19 protein-coding genes are annotated in these 16,574 nt (G+C 71.1%); 6 read left to right on the top strand and 13 right to left on the bottom strand.

The features are described 5' to 3' along the window. A partial coding sequence (locus tag AC1DYN_RS27985; protein ID WP_477965252.1) for a TolC family protein occupies positions 1 to 1,091 on the bottom strand: 1,091 nt, incomplete at its 3' end. A 7-nt stretch (positions 1,092 to 1,098) separates the two neighbouring features. Then, on the bottom strand, positions 1,099 to 1,296 hold the full coding sequence (locus AC1DYN_RS27990; protein ID WP_477965254.1) for a hypothetical protein: 198 nt from the start codon (positions 1,294 to 1,296) through the stop codon (positions 1,099 to 1,101). 203 nt (positions 1,297 to 1,499) lie between these two features. Here AC1DYN_RS27990 and AC1DYN_RS27995 point away from each other — a divergent pair, with 203 nt between their 5' ends. The 3 genes from AC1DYN_RS27995 (at position 1,500) to AC1DYN_RS28005 (ending at position 2,588) form a co-directional block, all read left to right on the top strand. Then, positions 1,500 to 1,679, top strand: a complete 180-nt coding sequence (locus tag AC1DYN_RS27995; RefSeq protein WP_477965256.1) for a hypothetical protein — start codon at positions 1,500 to 1,502, stop codon at positions 1,677 to 1,679. Between the two features lie 235 nt (positions 1,680 to 1,914). Then, the gene (locus AC1DYN_RS28000; RefSeq protein ID WP_477965258.1) at positions 1,915 to 2,172 is read left to right on the top strand and encodes a type II toxin-antitoxin system Phd/YefM family antitoxin; all 258 of its coding nucleotides are present in this window, start codon (positions 1,915 to 1,917) and stop codon (positions 2,170 to 2,172) included. 5 nt (positions 2,173 to 2,177) lie between these two features. Then, positions 2,178 to 2,588: a type II toxin-antitoxin system VapC family toxin gene (locus tag AC1DYN_RS28005; protein WP_477965260.1), complete on the top strand. Its 411-nt coding sequence runs from the start codon at positions 2,178 to 2,180 to the stop codon at positions 2,586 to 2,588. Here the strand turns inward: AC1DYN_RS28005 and AC1DYN_RS28010 are convergent. The 9 genes from AC1DYN_RS28010 to AC1DYN_RS28050 form a co-directional block, all read right to left on the bottom strand. Next, the gene (locus tag AC1DYN_RS28010; protein ID WP_477965262.1) at positions 2,585 to 3,337 is read right to left on the bottom strand and encodes a response regulator; all 753 of its coding nucleotides are present in this window, start codon (positions 3,335 to 3,337) and stop codon (positions 2,585 to 2,587) included. The genes AC1DYN_RS28005 and AC1DYN_RS28010 overlap by 4 nt on opposite strands. A 14-nt stretch (positions 3,338 to 3,351) precedes the next feature. After that, on the bottom strand, positions 3,352 to 6,693 hold the full coding sequence (locus AC1DYN_RS28015; RefSeq protein ID WP_477965264.1) for a PAS domain-containing protein: 3,342 nt from the start codon (positions 6,691 to 6,693) through the stop codon (positions 3,352 to 3,354). After that, on the bottom strand, positions 6,690 to 7,064 hold the full coding sequence (locus AC1DYN_RS28020) for a DNA-binding transcriptional response regulator (protein WP_477965266.1): 375 nt from the start codon (positions 7,062 to 7,064) through the stop codon (positions 6,690 to 6,692). Before AC1DYN_RS28020 ends, AC1DYN_RS28015 begins: the two co-directional genes overlap by 4 nt. Beyond that, positions 7,057 to 7,500, bottom strand: a complete 444-nt coding sequence (locus tag AC1DYN_RS28025; RefSeq protein ID WP_477965268.1) for an acyl-CoA thioesterase — start codon at positions 7,498 to 7,500, stop codon at positions 7,057 to 7,059. Before AC1DYN_RS28025 ends, AC1DYN_RS28020 begins: the two co-directional genes overlap by 8 nt. Before the next feature lie 83 nt (positions 7,501 to 7,583). Next, positions 7,584 to 8,828: a multifunctional CCA addition/repair protein gene (locus AC1DYN_RS28030; protein WP_477965270.1), complete on the bottom strand. Its 1,245-nt coding sequence runs from the start codon at positions 8,826 to 8,828 to the stop codon at positions 7,584 to 7,586. A 25-nt stretch (positions 8,829 to 8,853) separates the two neighbouring features. Then, a complete protein-coding gene (locus AC1DYN_RS28035) occupies positions 8,854 to 9,414 on the bottom strand; it encodes a hypothetical protein (RefSeq protein ID WP_477965272.1) in 561 nt (186 codons plus the stop codon). 111 nt (positions 9,415 to 9,525) lie between these two features. Continuing rightward, positions 9,526 to 10,206, bottom strand: coding sequence for a glutathione S-transferase family protein (locus AC1DYN_RS28040; RefSeq protein WP_477965274.1), 681 nt, complete (start codon positions 10,204 to 10,206; stop codon positions 9,526 to 9,528). A 130-nt stretch (positions 10,207 to 10,336) separates the two neighbouring features. Further along, complete coding sequence (locus AC1DYN_RS28045) at positions 10,337 to 11,293, bottom strand: complex I NDUFA9 subunit family protein (protein WP_477965276.1); 957 nt, start codon at positions 11,291 to 11,293, stop codon at positions 10,337 to 10,339. A 20-nt stretch (positions 11,294 to 11,313) separates the two neighbouring features. Beyond that, the gene (locus tag AC1DYN_RS28050) at positions 11,314 to 13,317 is read right to left on the bottom strand and encodes a lytic transglycosylase domain-containing protein (RefSeq protein ID WP_477965278.1); all 2,004 of its coding nucleotides are present in this window, start codon (positions 13,315 to 13,317) and stop codon (positions 11,314 to 11,316) included. A gap of 44 nt (positions 13,318 to 13,361) precedes the next feature. Here AC1DYN_RS28050 and AC1DYN_RS28055 point away from each other — a divergent pair, with 44 nt between their 5' ends. Further along, entirely contained in the window at positions 13,362 to 13,940 is a 579-nt protein-coding gene (locus AC1DYN_RS28055; protein ID WP_477965280.1) for a 5-formyltetrahydrofolate cyclo-ligase, read from the top strand. On the opposite strand, the gene AC1DYN_RS28060 is transcribed toward AC1DYN_RS28055, so the two are convergent. Beyond that, complete coding sequence (locus AC1DYN_RS28060; protein ID WP_477965282.1) at positions 13,909 to 14,940, bottom strand: LysR family transcriptional regulator; 1,032 nt, start codon at positions 14,938 to 14,940, stop codon at positions 13,909 to 13,911. The genes AC1DYN_RS28055 and AC1DYN_RS28060 overlap by 32 nt on opposite strands. 93 nt (positions 14,941 to 15,033) lie before the next feature. Here AC1DYN_RS28060 and AC1DYN_RS28065 point away from each other — a divergent pair, with 93 nt between their 5' ends. Beyond that, a complete protein-coding gene (locus AC1DYN_RS28065) occupies positions 15,034 to 15,402 on the top strand; it encodes a DUF2917 domain-containing protein (protein WP_477965284.1) in 369 nt (122 codons plus the stop codon). Here AC1DYN_RS28065 and AC1DYN_RS28070 read toward each other — a convergent pair. Continuing rightward, complete coding sequence (locus tag AC1DYN_RS28070; protein WP_477965286.1) at positions 15,344 to 15,766, bottom strand: TfoX/Sxy family protein; 423 nt, start codon at positions 15,764 to 15,766, stop codon at positions 15,344 to 15,346. The two genes, AC1DYN_RS28065 and AC1DYN_RS28070, sit on opposite strands and share 59 nt — an antisense overlap. Positions 15,767 to 15,820: 54 nt before the next feature. On the opposite strand from AC1DYN_RS28070, the gene AC1DYN_RS28075 reads away from it, so the two are divergent. Then, a complete protein-coding gene (locus tag AC1DYN_RS28075) occupies positions 15,821 to 16,396 on the top strand; it encodes a 5-formyltetrahydrofolate cyclo-ligase (protein WP_477965288.1) in 576 nt (191 codons plus the stop codon). Positions 16,397 to 16,574: the final 178 nt, after the last annotated feature.

Consider the following 16,574-nt stretch of genomic DNA (forward strand, 5'->3'; position numbering starts at 1 on the left):
GCCTGGATGTCGGCGCGGGCGGCCGCCAGGCGCGCCTCGGCCTGGCGCAGGTCGGGCCGGCGCACCAGCCACTGCGCCGCATCGCCTTGCGGCAGCTGAGCGACGAAGGGCTGCACGGTGTCGAGCGGCTGGCGTGCCGGCTCGGTCATCGCGAGCTGCTCCACCGGCTGGCCGGCCAGCAGCGCGAGCGTCGCTTCCAGCGCGGCGCGTTGACGCTGCAGGCTGGCCAGCGTGGCGGCAGTGCCGGCCAGCTCGGCCTCGGCCCGGCGCAGGTCGAGTGCACTGGCGCTGCCGGCGTCGAACTCGGCGCGGCGCAGCTTCACGGTGCGGCCGCGGCTGTCGCGCACCGCGTCGCTCAGGTCGATCTGGCGCTGCACCGCGCGCAGGCTGAAATGCGCCTCGGCGACCTGGGCCGTCAGGCTCCATTGCAGCGCGGCGCGCGCCCATTCCTGCGCCAGCAGGCGCTGGCGTGCGGCCTCGCTGCCGGACGCGAGGCGGCCCCACAGGTCGACGTCGTATTGCGCGGCCAGCTGCACCTTGTGGTTGCCGATGAACGGATCGGCCCCCGGCGGCAAGGCGCCGTCGCGCGACTGGCGCGAGCGGGCATGCTGGGCCTGCAGGTCCAGCGACGGCGACTGCGCGCCGCGCACCTCGTCGAGCTGGGCGCGCGCCTCGCGCACGCGGGCGGCGGCGGCTTCCAGGTCGTGGTTCTGCGCCAGCACCTGCGCCACCAGCGCATCCAGCGCCGGGTCGTTGAACAGCGTCCACCAGCGGTCGATCGCCAGGTCGGCGCGCTGCGCGACACCGGCCGCGGGCACCAGCGCCGGCAGCGCGGCCGGCAGCGGCACGGCCTGCGCGTCGTGCTGCATCAGCATGGCGCTGCCGCAGCCGGCCAGGCCGAGCGCAACGGCCAGCGCGCCGAGGCGCCATGCCGATGAAGACAGGGAGGAAGAGATCGCGGACATCAGGGTCTCCAGGGACAGGACGAAGGGCGTGCCGGGCGCTTCGCCGCAACACACGAGGATGGCCGCGGCAGCGAGCGCCAGGGCCTGGGTGGCTGCCATCGCCGGCAGAGGGGAACGGGTGGCCATGGCGGCCTCAGTGGGAGGCCGGCAGCACGCGCGGCACGGCGTAGTCGCGGCCGATGCGGTGGCGGGCGCCGAAGTAGTTGCAGCGCGCCCGCTCGCTCAACGCGTCGAGCGCGACGCGGCCGGTGGCGTCGCAGGGAAAGGCCAGTGCGCGTCCTTCGTGGAAGAGCGACTGGAAGCGCAGTTCGTAGGCGGGCGAGGTGTTCATCGCAGGTCCTCCGGGGGTGAGCCTGTATTTCGCGCCCCGGGGATTGCGGCGGGGTTTCGTGCCGGCGCCGGGTGATTACCGTTGAAACGCGGGGGCCCTGGTGGAAACGAGACTTGCGTCACGCCCTACAACTGGTTACAACCCCAGCGGCTCCTGGCGACGCACCCGCGGTCGAACGGAGACCGCAGCTCAAGGAGGCCGGCATGACTGACACACGCAAGCAGGACTACCAGGAATCCCGCATCGAGGAAGAACCGATCCTCGGCCCGGTGCTCGCGATGCCCGACGGGCGCGTGCAGCCGCTGAGCTGGCTGGACCGGCTGATGCTGAGGCTGCACCTGACGAATGCCCGCGCGCTAGAGGCGCGGTACTTCGCGACCTGAGCCATGCGCCGCCCGAACCGCCTGGCAGGCTCCCACCACCTGCCCGGCGTGTTGAGGCTCGCCGTTCCGGTGTTCGTCGCGCATGAGCAGCGTGYGCTGCGCTGGCTGCTGGCGTTGGCGGATCGGGCGCGCCGCCGGATCACGCCATCTCGCCGATAGGGACTGGGCCAAGCGGGTCTCTTCACGCCTGCAGAATGCTAGACTAGTCAGGTAACTAGTCTTTTAGAGGTTTCCCGTGAGAGCTTGGCCCGTCCAGGATGCAAAAGCGCGCTTCAGCGAGTTTCTCGAAGCCTGTCTCGCGGACGGACCGCAGATGGTGACGAAGCGCGGTGCCGAGGCTGCCGTGCTGGTGCCGGCTTCGGAATGGCGACGGCTGCATGCCGCTGCAAAGCCATCACTGAAAGAACTGCTGCTGTCGAACGATGCACGCACGGAGCAGCTCGTTCCGCCGCGGGGTGCTGCCCGCCGGCGCCGCGTCGACCCGATGCCTTGAGTGGCATGTACCTGCTCGATACCAACGTCATTTCCGAGTTGCGTCGGCCTCGCCCCCATGGGGCCGTCATTGCATGGCTCGAATCGGTTGCCGACGGCGATCTGCACGTGTCGGCCGTGACCTTGGGCGAGGTCCAGGCCGGCATCGAGCTCACCCGGGAACAGGACGCGACGAAGGCCGCGGAAATCGAGCAGTGGGCCGACAGGGTCGCGGCGTCTTACAACGTTCTCCCGATGGACGCCGAAACGTTCCGCGAATGGGCACGGCTCATGCATCGACGCTCCGACACGCTGTATGAAGACGCGATGATCGCGGCGACGGCGAAGCGGCACAAACTCATCGTGGTCACGCGCAACGTCGGCGACTTTTCGCAGTTCGGAGTCGACCTGTTCAATCCATTCGAAGCCAAACCCTAGCGCACCACATCCACCGCGACCGAGAACACATATCCCGCGCCGCGCTGCGTGACGATGAAGCCCGGATTCGCCGGATCGGCCTCGATCTTTCGCCGCAGCCGCAGGATCTGCACGTCGATCGAGCGGTCGTAGACCTCGGCGTTGTGCAGCCGTGACAACTCCAGCAGCTGGTCGCGCGTCAGCGTGCGCTGCGGCGCGCTCAGGAAGGCCGCGAGCAGGCTGAACTCGCCGTTGGTCAGCTCCACCTGGCGGTCATCGGGCGACTTCAGGCGCCGCAAGCCGACGTTCAACTCCCAGCCCGCGAAGCGGTAGGCCCGCACCCGCGTCATCGCATCGGCCACGCTGGCCTGCGCCTGCGCGCGGCGCAGCAGCGCCCGGATGCGTGCCAGCAGCTCGCGCGTGCTGAAGGGCTTGGTTAGGTAGTCGTCGGCGCCGAGCTCCAGGCCCATCACGCGGTCGGCCTCTTCGGCGCGGCCGGTCAGCATCAGGATCGGAATCGCCGAGGCCTCGCGCAGCCGGCGCGCGATCTGCATGCCGTCCTCGCCCTGCAGACGCACGTCCAGCACCACCAGGTCGACCACCTCGCGCGCCATCACCGCGGCCAGGTCGCGGCTGTTGCCCACCGCCGTCACCTGCAGCTCGTTCGCGCCGAGATAGTCCACCAGCAGCTCGCGGATGGCCGCGTCGTCGTCCACCGCCAGCACGTGCGGCAGGTGGCTGCGGGCGGCGGGAACAGGTTCGGTGGTCACGGTTGCAAGCATATTCACCCCGTCTTGCGATGCAAGCCATCCGACAGGGCAGCCGCCAGGCTGCGCGCGATGTCGTGCGACGCGAGCGGCTTGCACAGCACCTCGCTGACGCCGTTCTCCTGCGCCCGTGCCGCCAGCGCCGGGCTGACGAAACCGCTCATCAGCACCACCGGCAGCGCGGGCCGGATGCGGCGGACCTCGGCCACCAGCTCGGAGCCGGTCATGCCGGGCATGGCCTCGTCCGACAGCAGCGCGTCGAAGCGCTGCGGATCGGCGCGGAAGGCGGCCAGCGCAGCGCTGCTGGACGAGAAGCCGACCGGTTCGTAGCCCAGCCGCGCGAGCAGTTCCTCGCCCAGGCGCACCAGCGCCTCCTCGTCGTCGACCAGCAGGATGACCTGGCCCTGCCCTGCCGCCACCGCCGGCTCCGCCGCCGCCGGCCGCACCGCCACGTAGCGCTGCCAGGGCAGGTAGGCCGTGAAGCATGAGCCGGTGCCCGGCCGGCTGTCGACCGCGATGCCGCCGCCCAGGTCGGTGACGATGCCGTGCACCAGCGACAGGCCGAGCCCGGTGCCGACGCCGACCTCCTTGGTCGTGAAGAACGGGTCGAAGATGCGCTCCAGCAGCACCGCCGGGATGCCATGGCCGGTGTCGCGCACCGCCAGCCGCACGTAGAGGCCGGGCGGCAGGCTGCTGGTGGCCACGGTGAGCGGCGCATCGAGCGTGACGACGTCCACCGACACCCCCAGTTCGCCCTCGGCCTTCATCGCCTGCACCGCATTCGCGCACAGGTTCATCACCACCTGGTGGATCTGCGTCGGGTCGCCCAGCACGCCGGCGTCGTCGGCGGCCAGCGTACGCGTGAGGCGCACGCCCGGCGGCAGCGACGCGGCCACCGCGTCCAGCTCTTCGGTCACCACCGCCTGCACCGGCACCGGCACGCGGTCGCCCATGCCGCTGCGGCTGAACGCGAGGATGCGCTCGACCAACGACTTGGCGCGCAGCCCCGCGGCCAGCGCCGCATCCACGTGGCGGCGCAGCGCGCTGCCGGCCGGTGCGTCCTTCTGCGCCAGCTCGCCGTAGCCGAGGATGGCCGACAGGATGTTGTTGAAATCGTGCGCGATGCCGCCGGCCAGCGTGCCGATGGCCTCCAGCTTCTGCGCCTGCCGCAGCTGCTGCTCCAGCCGGTCGCGCTGGCTCTCGGCGTTCTTGCGTGCGCTGATGTCCTCCATCGAGCCGGCCATGCGGTAGGGCCGGCCGGCCGCGTCGCGCAGCGCGACGCCGCGCTGCCGGTACCAGTGCCATTCGCCGGAATGGTGCTGCACCCGGTACTCGACCGCGAAATGCGGCGTCGCGCCGCGCAGGTGCTCGGCGATGGCGCGCCGCACCATCACCCGGTCGTCGGGGTGGTAGGTGGTGCGCGCGATCCATTCCTTGCGCGGGCGCAGCGGGTCGCCGAGCACCTGGTAGGTGAGCCGCTGCGCGCGCGGCGACAGGAACAGCATGTCGCTCGCCAGGTCCCAGTCCCACAGGCCTTCGTTCGAGCCGTCGACGGCCAGCTGGTAGCGTTCTTCCGAGCTGCGCAGCGCCTCCTTCGACTGCTGCAGCGCCTCTTCGGCGCGCTTGCGCGCATCGATGTCGCTGACCGAGCCGGCCATGCGCAGCGGCCGGCCGTCCGCGTCGCGCACGCACATGCCGCGCGCGCGGATCCAGCGGTAGCCGCCGTCGGCCGTGCGCACGCGGAACTCGCCCTCGTAGGCGGGGGTGTCGCCGGCCAGGTGGGCGGTGATGGCGGCATTGCGCTGCGGCAGGTCGTCGGGGTGCAGCTGCTGCGCCATCTCGTCGAACCAGGAGTCGATCGACTGCGTCTCGCGGCCAAGCGGCATGCCGACGATCTCGCGCGCGCGCAGCGAGCCGAAGGCCTGGCCGGTGGCGTAGTTCCAGTCCCAGATGCCGTCGTCCGAACCCGTGACGGCGACCGCGAAGCGCTCCTCGCTTTCCTGCCGTGCCACCTCGGCGCGCTTGCGCGCATCGATGTCGCTGACCGAGCCGGCCATGCGCAGCGGCGTGCCGGCCGCGTCGCGCGTGCACAGCGCACGCACCCGCACCCAGCGGTAGCCGCCATCAGGGTGGCGCACCCGGTACTCGCATTCGTAGGCCGGCGTCAGCCCGTCCAGGTGGGCACGGATGCCGGACTCGCGGCGCGGCGCGTCGTCCGGGTGCAGGTTCAGCGACGCGACCAGCGCGTCCAGCGGCTGCAGCTGCGGCTCGGGCGGCAGGCCCTGCAGCTCGCGGGCGCGCGACGACTCGAAGGCCATGCGGGTCGTGAAATCCCAGTCCCACATGCCGTCGTCCGAACCGGCGGCCGCCAGCCGGTAGCGTTCCTGCGAGGCCTCGAGCGATTCGCGCGCGCTCTGGATGCGCGCCAGCTGGCGCATCGCCAGGCCCAGCAGGAAGGCGGCGAACGCGCCCAGGCCCAGCGTGCGCAGCACGGTGCCGATGGCCTGTGCGCGCCACGGCGCGAGCGCGACGTCGACGTCGCGCGTGACGATCACCGCCAGCGGGTAGTCGGGCACCAGGCGCAGCGCGCCGAAGCGCTCGACGCCGTCGAGCGGGCTCTTGTTGCGCGTGGGCGCCGGAGCCGACGCCGCGATCAGCTGGTCCACCAGCGCGAAGCGCTTGCCCAGCGCCTGGTTGGCCGGTGGGTGCCGCGCCAGCAGCGCACCGTCGCGGCGCACCAGCGCCACGCGCGTGCCCTGCTCCGGATAGGCGTCGCGGTAGAAATCCTGGAAGTAGGCGATGCGGCCCGGCGCGCCGACGGCACCGGCGAAGCGCCCGTCCGGGGTGACCAGCCGGCGCCCCATCGGGAACACCCAGTTGCCATTGCCCGGGCTGATGCGCGCATCGGCGATCACCAGCCCGGTCTCGCCGCCCTGCAGGCGGCGGAACGCATCTTCCTTCGAGACGTTGAGCGGCAGCAGCTGGGTGCTCGGCCGCACCGAGACGGCGCGCACCGTGCCGTCCGGGCGGAACACCACCAGCCCGTCGATCTGCACCAGGCCGGCGGCCTGCTCCTTCAGGTAGGCGTGCAGCTGGTCGTCGTCGGCTTCCAGCAGCCGGCCGCTCTGCAGCTGTTCGGCCAGGTGGCGCAGCACCACGTCGACCGCCTGCACGCCGCGCGCGGTCTGCTCGGCGATCACGCGCGCCTGGGCATCGAGCTCGCGCCCGGTGTCGGCCACCGCGGCGCGGTGGCTGCGCACGATGTCGAAAGCGGCCAGCACGAAGGTGGCGGCGATGAACAGGCCGCCCAGCCACGCGATGCTGCGCGGCGTCCAGCGGTGCGTCGTCCAGGCTTTCATGCACGCGCCGGCAGCAGCTCGTCGACCGCCGCCAGCAGCGCATCGCGCGCCAGCGGCTTGGGCAGCACCGCCGCGACGCCCAGGCTGCGCGCCGCATCGCCCTGGCTCGCGACGCCGCCGAAGAAGGTGGACGACAGCGCCAGCACCGGCGTGCCGGGGTGGGCCTGCGCCAGCTGGCGCAGGCGCGGCGCGGCCTGGCGCGGGAACGGAATGTCGACCAGCAGCAGGTCGATCGCGCCAACGCCGTCGCCCTGGCCGTCGTGCGCCGTGACGAGCGTGGCCCGCTCCGCCATCCAGACCGCCAGCAGCGCGGCCAGGTCGGGGTCGGCGTCGACCACGCGGACCCGGGGGCGCGGATCGCGTTCAGGCATGGGCGCCCGCCGGCAGGGGGTCGCGGGCCGCCCGGATGGCGGCCGCGATCTCGGGCGGGAACGGCACGGCGCGCCGCGCCCGGGTGTCCAGGTGCACCGCCACCAGGTCCATGGTCGCGGCGATCTCGCCGGCCGCGTCGTTGAACATGGTCTGGCGCAGCAGCACCACCTTGTCGCGCAGCTCGGTCACGGCCGAGTGCACCGACACCACGTCACCGGCCAGCAGTTCGCGCCGGTAGTGGATGCGCTGCTCGACGGCGGCCATGCCGCGTCCGTGCGTGCGCAGCCAGGCGGGTGCCAGGCCGAAGCGGGTGAACAGGTTCCAGATCGCCTCGTCGAACTTGCCGACGTACCACATGACGTTCATGTGGCCCATGTGGTCGCAGTGCCAGGGGTAGACGGTGCCGCGGTAGGTCAGCACGGAGGTGTCGCTCATCGGGGTCTCCATCGCGCGGGGTGCGCACCCTGATGGTTCGCGATGGTGATGCAGATTGCGTTTCCCGGGGCGGCCCTTGTGTTTCAACTGAAACCTGGCGCCGGTGCGGCCAGGAATTCGAGCACCGCGCTGTAGCGCGCATGGCGGATCGCCGAGCCGATCGCGGTGCCCTTCCAGCCGCGCGCCAGCGCATCGCTCGACACCTTGGCGGTGTCGACGCCCAGCGCCGCGTCGAGCGCGCCCTGCAGGCGCGGGCGCTGCGGGTAGGGCCGCTCCTCGAAGCCGGTGCGGCCGCGCGCATCGCATTCGCAGGCCAGCAGCAGCTCGGAGAAGCGCTGCGGGCGGCGCCACACGTCGCAACGGTCGAACAGCCGCATCACGGCCGACGCATCCAGCTGCAGGCTGCGGTGCACGTTGCCGTGCTCGCGCGCCACCGCCTCGGCCAGCTCGCGGCACTCGGTGGGCACCTTCAGGCGCTGCGCCACGTCCTGCACCAGCGCGACGCTGCGCGCCTCGTGCGCGATGTGGCGCGGCAGGTCCTCGACCGGCGTCGTGCCCTTGCCGAGGTCGTGGCCGAGGCAGGCGAAGCGCACCGCCAGCGGCGCCTGCAGGCGGGCCGCCATGTCGAGCACCAGCATCAGGTGCACGCCGGTGTCGACCTCGGGATGGTGCGCCGGCGGCTGCGGCACGCCCCAGAGCCGGTCGACCTCGGGCAGCAACCGGGCCAGCGCACCGCAACTGCGCAGCACCTCGAACATGCGCGACGGCGTGTCTTCCATCAGGCCGCGCGACAGCTCCTGCCAGACGCGCTCGGGCACCAGCGCGTCGACCTCGCCGATCTCGACCATGTGGCGCATCAGCGCCTCGGTCTCGGGCGCGACGGTGAAATCGGGCAGGCGCGCGGCGAAGCGCGCCAGGCGCAGGATGCGCACCGGGTCTTCGGCGAAGGCCGGCGAGACGTGGCGCAGCAGCTTGTCCTGCAGGTCGCGCCGGCCACCCCAGGGGTCGACCAGGGTGCCGTCTTCATCCTGCGCCATCGCGTTGATGGTCAGGTCGCGGCGCTGCAGGTCTTCTTCGAGCGTGACGCTCGGGTCGGCATGGAAGGCGAAGCCGTGGTAGCCGGGAGCGGTCTTGCGCTCGGTGCGCGCGAGGGCGACTTCTTCCTTGGTGTCGGGGTGCAGGAAGACCGGGAAGTCCTTGCCGACCGGCACGTAGCCGGCCTCGACCAGCTCGTGCGGCGTCGCGCCGACCACGACCCAGTCGCGGTCGTTGACCGGGCGGCCCATCAATGCATCGCGGACTGCGCCGCCGACCATCCAGGTTTTCATGGCGGGCAGTTTACGGGGCGTCCTTTCATCCTGTGTCGACGCCCAGCGCCGCCAAGCGGGCCTGAAAGGCTGCCACGACGTCCGCAGCCTTACCCTCCCCGGCATGGGGGAGGCGTGCCAGCACATCGCGCAATGCCTCCATCTCGCCAGGCTGCGGTTGCCGCCCGTCAACGAGGCAGACGACCTCGATGTCGAGAATTGTCCGGTCCAGTACCAGCAGGGCTGGCTCCTGAGCGACGCGCTCCAGGAACTGCGGGGGATCGTCCCCCACCTGGAAATTCTTGTTGTACGCCATCGCAGCAAGCCATGCGCTTCTCACGTTCAGCACGGTGCGAAGTTCCGCTTCGTCCTTTGCGTTGCCGAATGCATTGCCCAGCAATGAACCGCAACGGACCAACTCCTGTGGCGCATTCGCGAAGCGACTTCGCAACAAGTCAAGGGCTTCCGATGACGAAATGGGCTCACCACCCAGGAGGCAGAAGACCTGGCCGAACTCCTTCCTGGATTGCTCGGTCGGAGAGCCCTCGTCATTCCCGGCATCGGAGCAGCAACAGCACCTCCACCACGACGCTGCTCCGACGCTCATGTCTTGGGCCCAGGCTGACACCCTCGCCACGGCCGCGTGCATCACATCACAGGCAAGCCGGCGAGATGCTTCCTTCGTAACCCGGCCCGCCTGTCCGTTCCATCGGCGTGATCAGCGCGACGTCCGGTACGGCTCCTCGAACGCCAGGAAATCCGCTTCGCCCAGCGCATCGCGGCACCAGGCATCGACGCCCGGCAACTCGCGCACCCGCTGCACATAGGCCGCGATCGCGGCCGGCAGCGGCGGCTTGTAGGTCAGCAGCCGCATCACGACCGGTGCGAAGTAGGCATCGGCGATCGTGAAGCTGCCGAACAGCAACGGCCCGCCGTGCTGCTGCAGCAGCTCGCCCCACAGCTGCACCAGCCGGTCCAGGTCGGCGCGCACTGCGGGCTGCTCGCGCAACAGGCGCTCGCCGACCTCGGGCAGCGAGGCCTCGACGTTCATCGGGAAGTGATTGCGCAGCGCGCCGAAGCCCGAATGCATCTCGGCGCACACGCTGCGCGCGCGCGCCCGGGCCTTGGTGTCCGCCGGCCACAACTGCTTGGCCGGGAACTTCTCGGCCAGGTACTCGGCGATCGCCAGCGTGTCCCACACCGCGAAGCCGTCGTCCACCAGCAGCGGCACGCGCCCGGTCGGCGAATGGCGGGCCAGCTCGGTCTTGAACTTCGAATCGGGTTCGAACGAATCGAAGCGGATCTTGACCTCGTCGAACGGAATGCCGGCCTGCTTCAGCAGCACCCACGGGCGCATGGACCAGGACGAGTAGTTCTTGTTGCCGATGTAGAGCTGCATGGCGGGACCTCGGGGTGGCGAGTCAACGTAGGGCCGGCCATCGTAGGCGAGGTCGCACGCCCGACCGATGAGACTTGCGAATGAACCCCATGCCGGGCGCGCATGCGCTGCATCCGCGTCGGTGCCGCCTTCAGTGCCGCCCGGCCTGCCGCCGCCACGCCTCCAGCCGCGCCGGCCCGGCCTTCCAGCCCAGGTAGTCCGGCGCCACCGCCTCCAGCGCGCTGCGCCGCACGCCCAGCGCGTCCAGCCCCGGCAACGCGTCGTTCGCGACGTTCGGCACCTTCATCGAGTCGAGGTTGTCGCGCGACATCAGCGGCTCGCCCGGCAGCCACTCCATCAGCCCGGCCTGCAGCCGCGCCAACCCGTCCGGCAGCGCCCACACCGGCCGCGGATGCCCGGACCACCGACCGGCCAGCCGCACCAGCTGTTCCAGCGTGTACACCTTCGGCCCGGCGCAGTCGTAGCAGCGCGCCGCGACGGCGCCGCGCGCCAGCGTCTGCGCGATGGCCGCCGCCACGTCCTGCACCCACACCGGCTGGAAGCGCGCGTCGGCGCCGCCCAGCGGCACGACCGGCAGCAGCCGCTGCAACTGCGCGAACAGGTTCATGAAGCGGTCTTCCTCGCCGAACATCACCGACGGCCGCAGCACCGTCACGTCCAGCCCCGACTGCAGCAGCACCGCCTCGGCGGCGGCCTTCGAGCGCAGGTACATGCTGGGCGCACCGGCCTGGGCGCCGAGCGCGCTGACGTGCACCAGCCGGCGCACGCCGGCATGGCGGCAGGCATTGGCGACGCGGTTCGGCAGGTCGACGTGCACGCGCTGGAAATCGACCTCGCGCCCGTGCAGGATGCCGACCAGGTTGACCACCGCATCGCGGCCCGCCACCAGCTGCGCCAGCTGGCGGTCGTCCTGCAGGTCGGCCTGCACCAGCTCGACCGTCGGCAGCAGCTGGATCGCCCGCGCGCGCTGCAGGTGCCGCGTCGGCACCGTCAGGCGCCCGCCGGCAGCGCCGTTGCGCTGCATCAGCTCGGCGCACAACGCGCGGCCGACGAATCCGGAACCACCGAGGACGAGCAGGTCGGGCATGGCGGTACCTGGCAGGGGGATCAGGGCAGGTTGGTGTCCGGCGGCGGCGCCGTCGGTTCGCGCGGCCCCACCGGCTTGCCCAGCTTCGCCTTCAGCGAGCCGGTCTGCAGCGCGGTCGGGTCGTTCAGCAGCGTCGAGTACAGCAAGGTGTTGGCCATCACCTTCTTCACGTAGTCGCGCGTCTCGTTGAACGGGATGTTCTCGATCCAGATCGCCGGCTCGAGCTTCGGCCCTTCGCGCCAGCGCCGCGGCCGGCCCGGGCCGGCGTTGTAGGCGGTGGCGCTCAGCACCTGCGAGCCGCCGAAATCGTCGAGCAGCAGGCGCAGGTAGCTCGCGCCCAGCTGCACGTTGGTCGGCACGTCGAAGATCTGCGCCGGGTCGTAGGCCATGCCGATGCGCTTGGCCACGTTCTTCGCGGTCGGCTGGATCACCTGCATCAGCCCGTAGGCGTTGGCGCTGGAGCGGATGTCGGACTGGAAGCGCGATTCCTGGCGCATCACGCCATAGATCAGCGCCGGGTCGACCGCGGTGGTCTTGGCGGCGCCCATCACCTCGTTGCGGAACGGCGTCGGGTAGCGCTGCGCAATGTCGATCTCGCCCTTGGTGCGGTCGCTGGTGTTGACGCAGCGGTCCCAGACCCGGCGGTCGCAGGCCAGCTGCGCGGCGGCCAGCAGCTCGCGCTCTTCCATGCCGCGCAGCGTGAAGTTCCATTCGCGCACGCCCTCGCTGCGCAGGCCGATGGACACCAGCACCAGCGCCCGCGCCAGGCCGGGCTGGCGCGCGGCGGCATCGCGCTCGTCCTGTGTCAGCGCCTGCGGTGCGGCCGGCAGCGTGATCGGCTGGCCCAGCTCTTCGGCGGCCAGCATGCCGTAGAAGCCGAACTGGCCGGCAATGCCGGTCAACATCTCGGTGGCCTGCGCGCGCAGCGCATCGCCTTCGGACGAATCCTTGGCCAGCGCCCGCAGCGCGCGCGCCTTCCAGTACACCCAGGTGGCGTCGCGCTGCTCGCCCGGGTTCATCGCGTCGATGGCCTGCACCACCTGCTGCCAGCGCGGTGCGCCTTCGGCGGCGCGCAACGCGGCGCGTGCCTTCCAGGCGAGCGTCTCGTCGGCCCAGTCGATCGGCGTCGAGGCCTTGGCCGACAGCAGCGCCGCGCGCGTGAAGTAGCCGGAGGCCTCGGGCAGCAGCTTCAGCGCCGCCTGCTTGCCCACCGCGGCCCAGGCCCAGGCCGCGAGTTCGGGCGGCAGCGCCGCCTCCCACTTGCCGGTCAGCAGGTTGGCGGCCAGTTCGGGGTCGCTCGCGGCCAGGCGCATCAGCGCCAGCGTGTTCAGCTGGTTGGCCTGACGGCCGCCGAGTGCGCGCGTCAGGTAGCGCGCCGGGTTGTCGGCCAGGTCGTCGACGTCACTGGCGGCCCGGGTGCTGACCATCAGCGCCGCCTGGCGTGCCGCGCGCGGCTTGTTGCCGTCGATCGCGAGGCGCGCCTTGCGCCAGGCGTCGGCCTCGGTGAGCTGCTTCGCGTCGTACAGCGTCGCGGCCAGCAGCGCGCAGCCATCGTCGGCCTCGCGCTGCGCGAACCAGGCGGCGCGGGCGGCCACCCGCACGTCCTTGCCGTCCAGCTGGTCGGCCAGCAGCGCATAGCACGAAACCTCGCGGTCGTCGTTCATCCGGAAGCTCGGGAAATCGGCGGCCAGCGTCTTGAAGTCGCGGCGGCGGCCGAGCTCGAGCAGCCAGTCGTTGCGCAGCCGGTCTTCGACGTAGGTGCCGCGCCAGCGCGCATAGAAGGCGGCGATCTCGTCGGCCTGCACGAATTGCAGGCGCTGGCCGATCTCCCAGTAGTCGATCCACATCGCGAGCGGGTTGCGCTCGGCGATCGCGCTGTCGCGCAGCGCGGCCAGGCGGGCGCGGTCTTTCTTGCGCAGCGCCTCGCGGGCTTCGAGCACCGCGTCGTTGCCGCTTTGCGCGCAGGCCGGGAAGCCGTGGGCCAGCACGGCCGCGGCCATGCCTTTCAGCATCCACCGCGTCATGGCCAGGCCATATGATTTGTATTTGCTCACGCTGTCCTTCCACCGTGCCGATCCAGACGACCGACCCCGAGGCCCGCAAAAAGTTGCGCCGGCAATTGCTGGACGCCCGCACCGCATTCGCCGCATCGCCCGCGGGCGCGGCGGCCGAAGCCGCGCTGGCCGCCCACCTCGGACTTGTTCTCGATCAACTCGAACCCGAGTGCCTCGGCGTGTACTGGCCCATGCGCTCCGAATTTAACGCAGCACGCCTGTGGGATGGCGATCGATCGCATGCCGCCTTGCGACGCGCATTGCCATTCACGCAACGCGTGCCGCCGCAGATGCACTACCGGCTGTGGGACGGCACGCCGCCCGGCCTGCGGGACGAGTGCGGCATCCCCGCCACCGCAGGTGCCGCGGTGGTGCCCGACGTGGTGCTGGCGCCCTGCGTCGGCTTCAGCGACAGCGGCTGGCGCCTGGGGTATGGCGGCGGCTATTTCGACCGCTGGCTCGCGCTGCACCCGCACGTCACCGCGATCGGCATCGCGTGGGAGCTGGGCCGGCTCAGCGAGGCCGAGCTCGCACCGCAGGCGCACGACCTGCCGCTCGCGCTCATCGTGACCGAGCGCGGCGTGGTGAGCTGACCAGCTCGGGCACTGCTGCCGCGAGGCCCTGCACGGTGCGCGCCGACTGCGCGGTGAGCATCGCGTGCGTGCGCTCGCCCTGCTCGATCAGCCAGTCGCGGAAGCGCTGCACCTCGGGCCGCGCCACCGACAGCGGCGACACCACCATCCAGTAGGCGTGCGGCGCATCGATGCGGCCTGCGGGGCCGAAGGGTTCGACCAGGTCGCCGCGTTCCAGCGAGTCGGCCACCAGCGCCATGCGCGCCAGCGCGACGGCCTGCCCGGCCAGCGCGGTCTGCACCTGCTGGTAGGTGAAGTTGAGGTACATCCACCGGCGCGGCTGCAATCCCGCCTGGCCGTGCAGCGTCAGCCAGCGGCGCCAGCTGAGGAACTCGGCGGTCGGGCGGTTGTCGTCCTCTTCCGCCAGCGTGTGGCCGGCCAGGTCGGCCGGCACCGACAGCGGCGGCGCCTGGCCGCGCGCGATCTGCTCGGCCAGCCACGGGCTGATGGCGGGCGTCAGCGTCTCGCCGAACAGGCGCGGCGTGCCCTGCGGCACGAGGTGCTCGCCGCCGTAGCGCAGCACGATGTCGATCTCGGGATCGTCCAGGTCGACCACCATGTCGGTGGCGGAGACGCGGATGTCGATGTCGGGGTTGGCGCGCTGGAAGGCCTCGAGCCGCGGCAACAGCCACATCGAGACGAAGGACGCGAAGGTGTTGACCGTGACGCGGCGGCGCCCGCGCGAGGTGCGGATGTGGCGCACGGCCGTGTCGAGCCGCTCGAGCGACGGCGCCACCGCACGCAGCAGCAGCTGGCCGTCGTTGGTCAGCTCGACCGAGCGCGTGCCGCGGTTGAAGAGCGGCGCGCCCAGCTCCTCTTCCAGCCCCTTGATCTGCCGGCTGATGGCCGATTGCGTGAGGTGCAGCTCGTCGGCGGCGGCGCTGAAGCTGAGGTGGCGGGCGACCGCCTCGAACGCGCGGATCGGGCCGACCGAGAGCGGGCGATGGCGTGGCTGATTCATGAGCGGATGGTATCAATACCCGCCCGTTAACTCATTGGACCGGGCTCGGATGCCCCTCTAAAGTTCACTCCATACCTGTGAAGGAGATGCGAGATGGCTACCCCGACCGTGATGCGTAATTTTCAACAATCCCAAGCCGCCAGCTGGACCGTGGCCCCCGGTGAAGCGCGTCCGCTTTCGATCGGCCCGGGCTCGCGCTGGCTGCGCGTGACCGAAGGCCGGCTGTGGCTGACGCTGCCCGGCACGGCCGACGAGCCGGCGCAGGACGTGTGGCTGGAAAGCGGCGAAGGCATCGCGCTGCCGGAGGGCAGCAAGGCCTTGCTCGAGGCCTGGCCCAGCGCGTCGTTCCAGCTGCTGGTGCCGCCGGATGCGTGCAAGCACGGCAAGAGCCTGGTGCAACGCGTCAGCGAACAGCTTTCTTCGCGACTGCACGCTGCTTCGCCGGCGCTGCACGCGGCTTGACGGTCTTGCGGGCCTTGGCGGCGTGGGCGCGCAGCCCCGCCTCCATCGCGAGCCGCGCCCACGGGCGCATCAGCGCGGGCGATTCCATCGCCTCATCCGGCGCGGTGTAGTAGCTGATCGACACCTGCTTGCCGCCGCCGGCCTCGTAGACAAAGGGCTGGCAGCCGATTCCCTCGAAGCGCGCCCGCGTCGCGTCATCGGCCTTGAGGTACAGGCGCTCCTGGAAGATCAGCGCGACGAACACGTCGTCGACGTAGAAGCCGTGACCGCCGAACATGCGGCGCGAACGCGCCGGCCCGAGCGAGCCGAGCAGCTCGACGCAGTAGCGGGCGAATTCATCCTTCGGTGATGCGGTGCTGGCCATGCGCCGATGTTAGGGGCTGTCAACACGACGGGAAGGCTGCGTCACAATGCCCCGATGGCCACTCCTGACACGTCTTCCACCCTCGCGGTGCTGCGCATGAAGCTCATCGCCGACCGGCAGGCCCTGCCTGACCGGCTGGAACGCGCGGTGCAACTGCAGAGCATGCTGCGCATCTGGCTGGTGAGCCGGCGCGAAACACTGATCGGCGGCTACTGGCCGATCAAGGGCGAGTTCGATCCGCTGCCGGCGCTGTTCCGCTGGAGCGAAGGCGGACCGGGCCGGCGCATCGGCTTGCCGGTGATGGACCGCACCGACGGCACCTTGCGCTTCCATGTCTGGTACCCGGGCTGCCCGACCGAGCTGGATGCGCACGACATCCCGAAGCCCAAGGGCACCGAGCAGTTCCAGCCTGAGTTGTTGTTGCTGCCGTGCGTGGGGTATGGCACCGAGGGGGCCAGACTTGGGTATGGCGGCGGGTTCTACGACCGCTCAGTCGCGGCACTGACGCCGCGGCCGGTCACGGTCGGGCTTTGCTATGCGCACGGCTTCCTGCCGATGCTGCGCGCAAAACCCGATGAAAACCCGCTCGATGCCGTCATCACCGAGGAAGGCGTGATGTGGAACAAGTGACCGACGATCCCCGGATTGGCATCCGGGGTCTCCGCACAAAGATGCTGGTTCGGCAAAGGCGCGGGCGGGCAGGCTGGGGAGCGCCAATAGGGATGGGGCGCCGGAGCTGGCTGCTTTCGAGGCCCGCGTGCGCAGCACGCTTCGTGATCTGACTGTCGCCGACTGTTTGACCACAGCG

This window comes from Rhizobacter sp. P2_D12 (assembly GCF_056404395.1).

What these genes read in the sequence shown, in the direction of transcription:
- AC1DYN_RS28030 (WP_477965270.1), bottom strand. Translation starts at nt 8,828, where the DNA reads ATGAAAACCTGGATGGTCGGCGGCGCAGTCCGCGATGCATTGATGGGC.
- AC1DYN_RS28075 (WP_477965288.1), top strand. Translation starts at nt 15,821, where the DNA reads ATGGCCACTCCTGACACGTCTTCCACCCTCGCGGTGCTGCGCATGAAG.
- AC1DYN_RS28065 (WP_477965284.1), top strand. Translation starts at nt 15,034, where the DNA reads ATGGCTACCCCGACCGTGATGCGTAATTTTCAACAATCCCAAGCCGCC.
- AC1DYN_RS28035 (WP_477965272.1), bottom strand. Translation starts at nt 9,414, where the DNA reads ATGAGCGTCGGAGCAGCGTCGTGGTGGAGGTGCTGTTGCTGCTCCGAT.
- AC1DYN_RS28045 (WP_477965276.1), bottom strand. Translation starts at nt 11,293, where the DNA reads ATGCCCGACCTGCTCGTCCTCGGTGGTTCCGGATTCGTCGGCCGCGCG.
- AC1DYN_RS28060 (WP_477965282.1), bottom strand. Translation starts at nt 14,940, where the DNA reads ATGAATCAGCCACGCCATCGCCCGCTCTCGGTCGGCCCGATCCGCGCG.
- AC1DYN_RS27990 (WP_477965254.1), bottom strand. Translation starts at nt 1,296, where the DNA reads ATGAACACCTCGCCCGCCTACGAACTGCGCTTCCAGTCGCTCTTCCAC.
- AC1DYN_RS28025 (WP_477965268.1), bottom strand. Translation starts at nt 7,500, where the DNA reads ATGAGCGACACCTCCGTGCTGACCTACCGCGGCACCGTCTACCCCTGG.
- AC1DYN_RS28005 (WP_477965260.1), top strand. Translation starts at nt 2,178, where the DNA reads ATGTACCTGCTCGATACCAACGTCATTTCCGAGTTGCGTCGGCCTCGC.
- AC1DYN_RS28015 (WP_477965264.1), bottom strand. Translation starts at nt 6,693, where the DNA reads ATGAAAGCCTGGACGACGCACCGCTGGACGCCGCGCAGCATCGCGTGG.
- AC1DYN_RS27995 (WP_477965256.1), top strand. Translation starts at nt 1,500, where the DNA reads ATGACTGACACACGCAAGCAGGACTACCAGGAATCCCGCATCGAGGAA.
- AC1DYN_RS28070 (WP_477965286.1), bottom strand. Translation starts at nt 15,766, where the DNA reads ATGGCCAGCACCGCATCACCGAAGGATGAATTCGCCCGCTACTGCGTC.
- AC1DYN_RS28020 (WP_477965266.1), bottom strand. Translation starts at nt 7,064, where the DNA reads ATGCCTGAACGCGATCCGCGCCCCCGGGTCCGCGTGGTCGACGCCGAC.
- AC1DYN_RS28040 (WP_477965274.1), bottom strand. Translation starts at nt 10,206, where the DNA reads ATGCAGCTCTACATCGGCAACAAGAACTACTCGTCCTGGTCCATGCGC.
- AC1DYN_RS28050 (WP_477965278.1), bottom strand. Translation starts at nt 13,317, where the DNA reads ATGACGCGGTGGATGCTGAAAGGCATGGCCGCGGCCGTGCTGGCCCAC.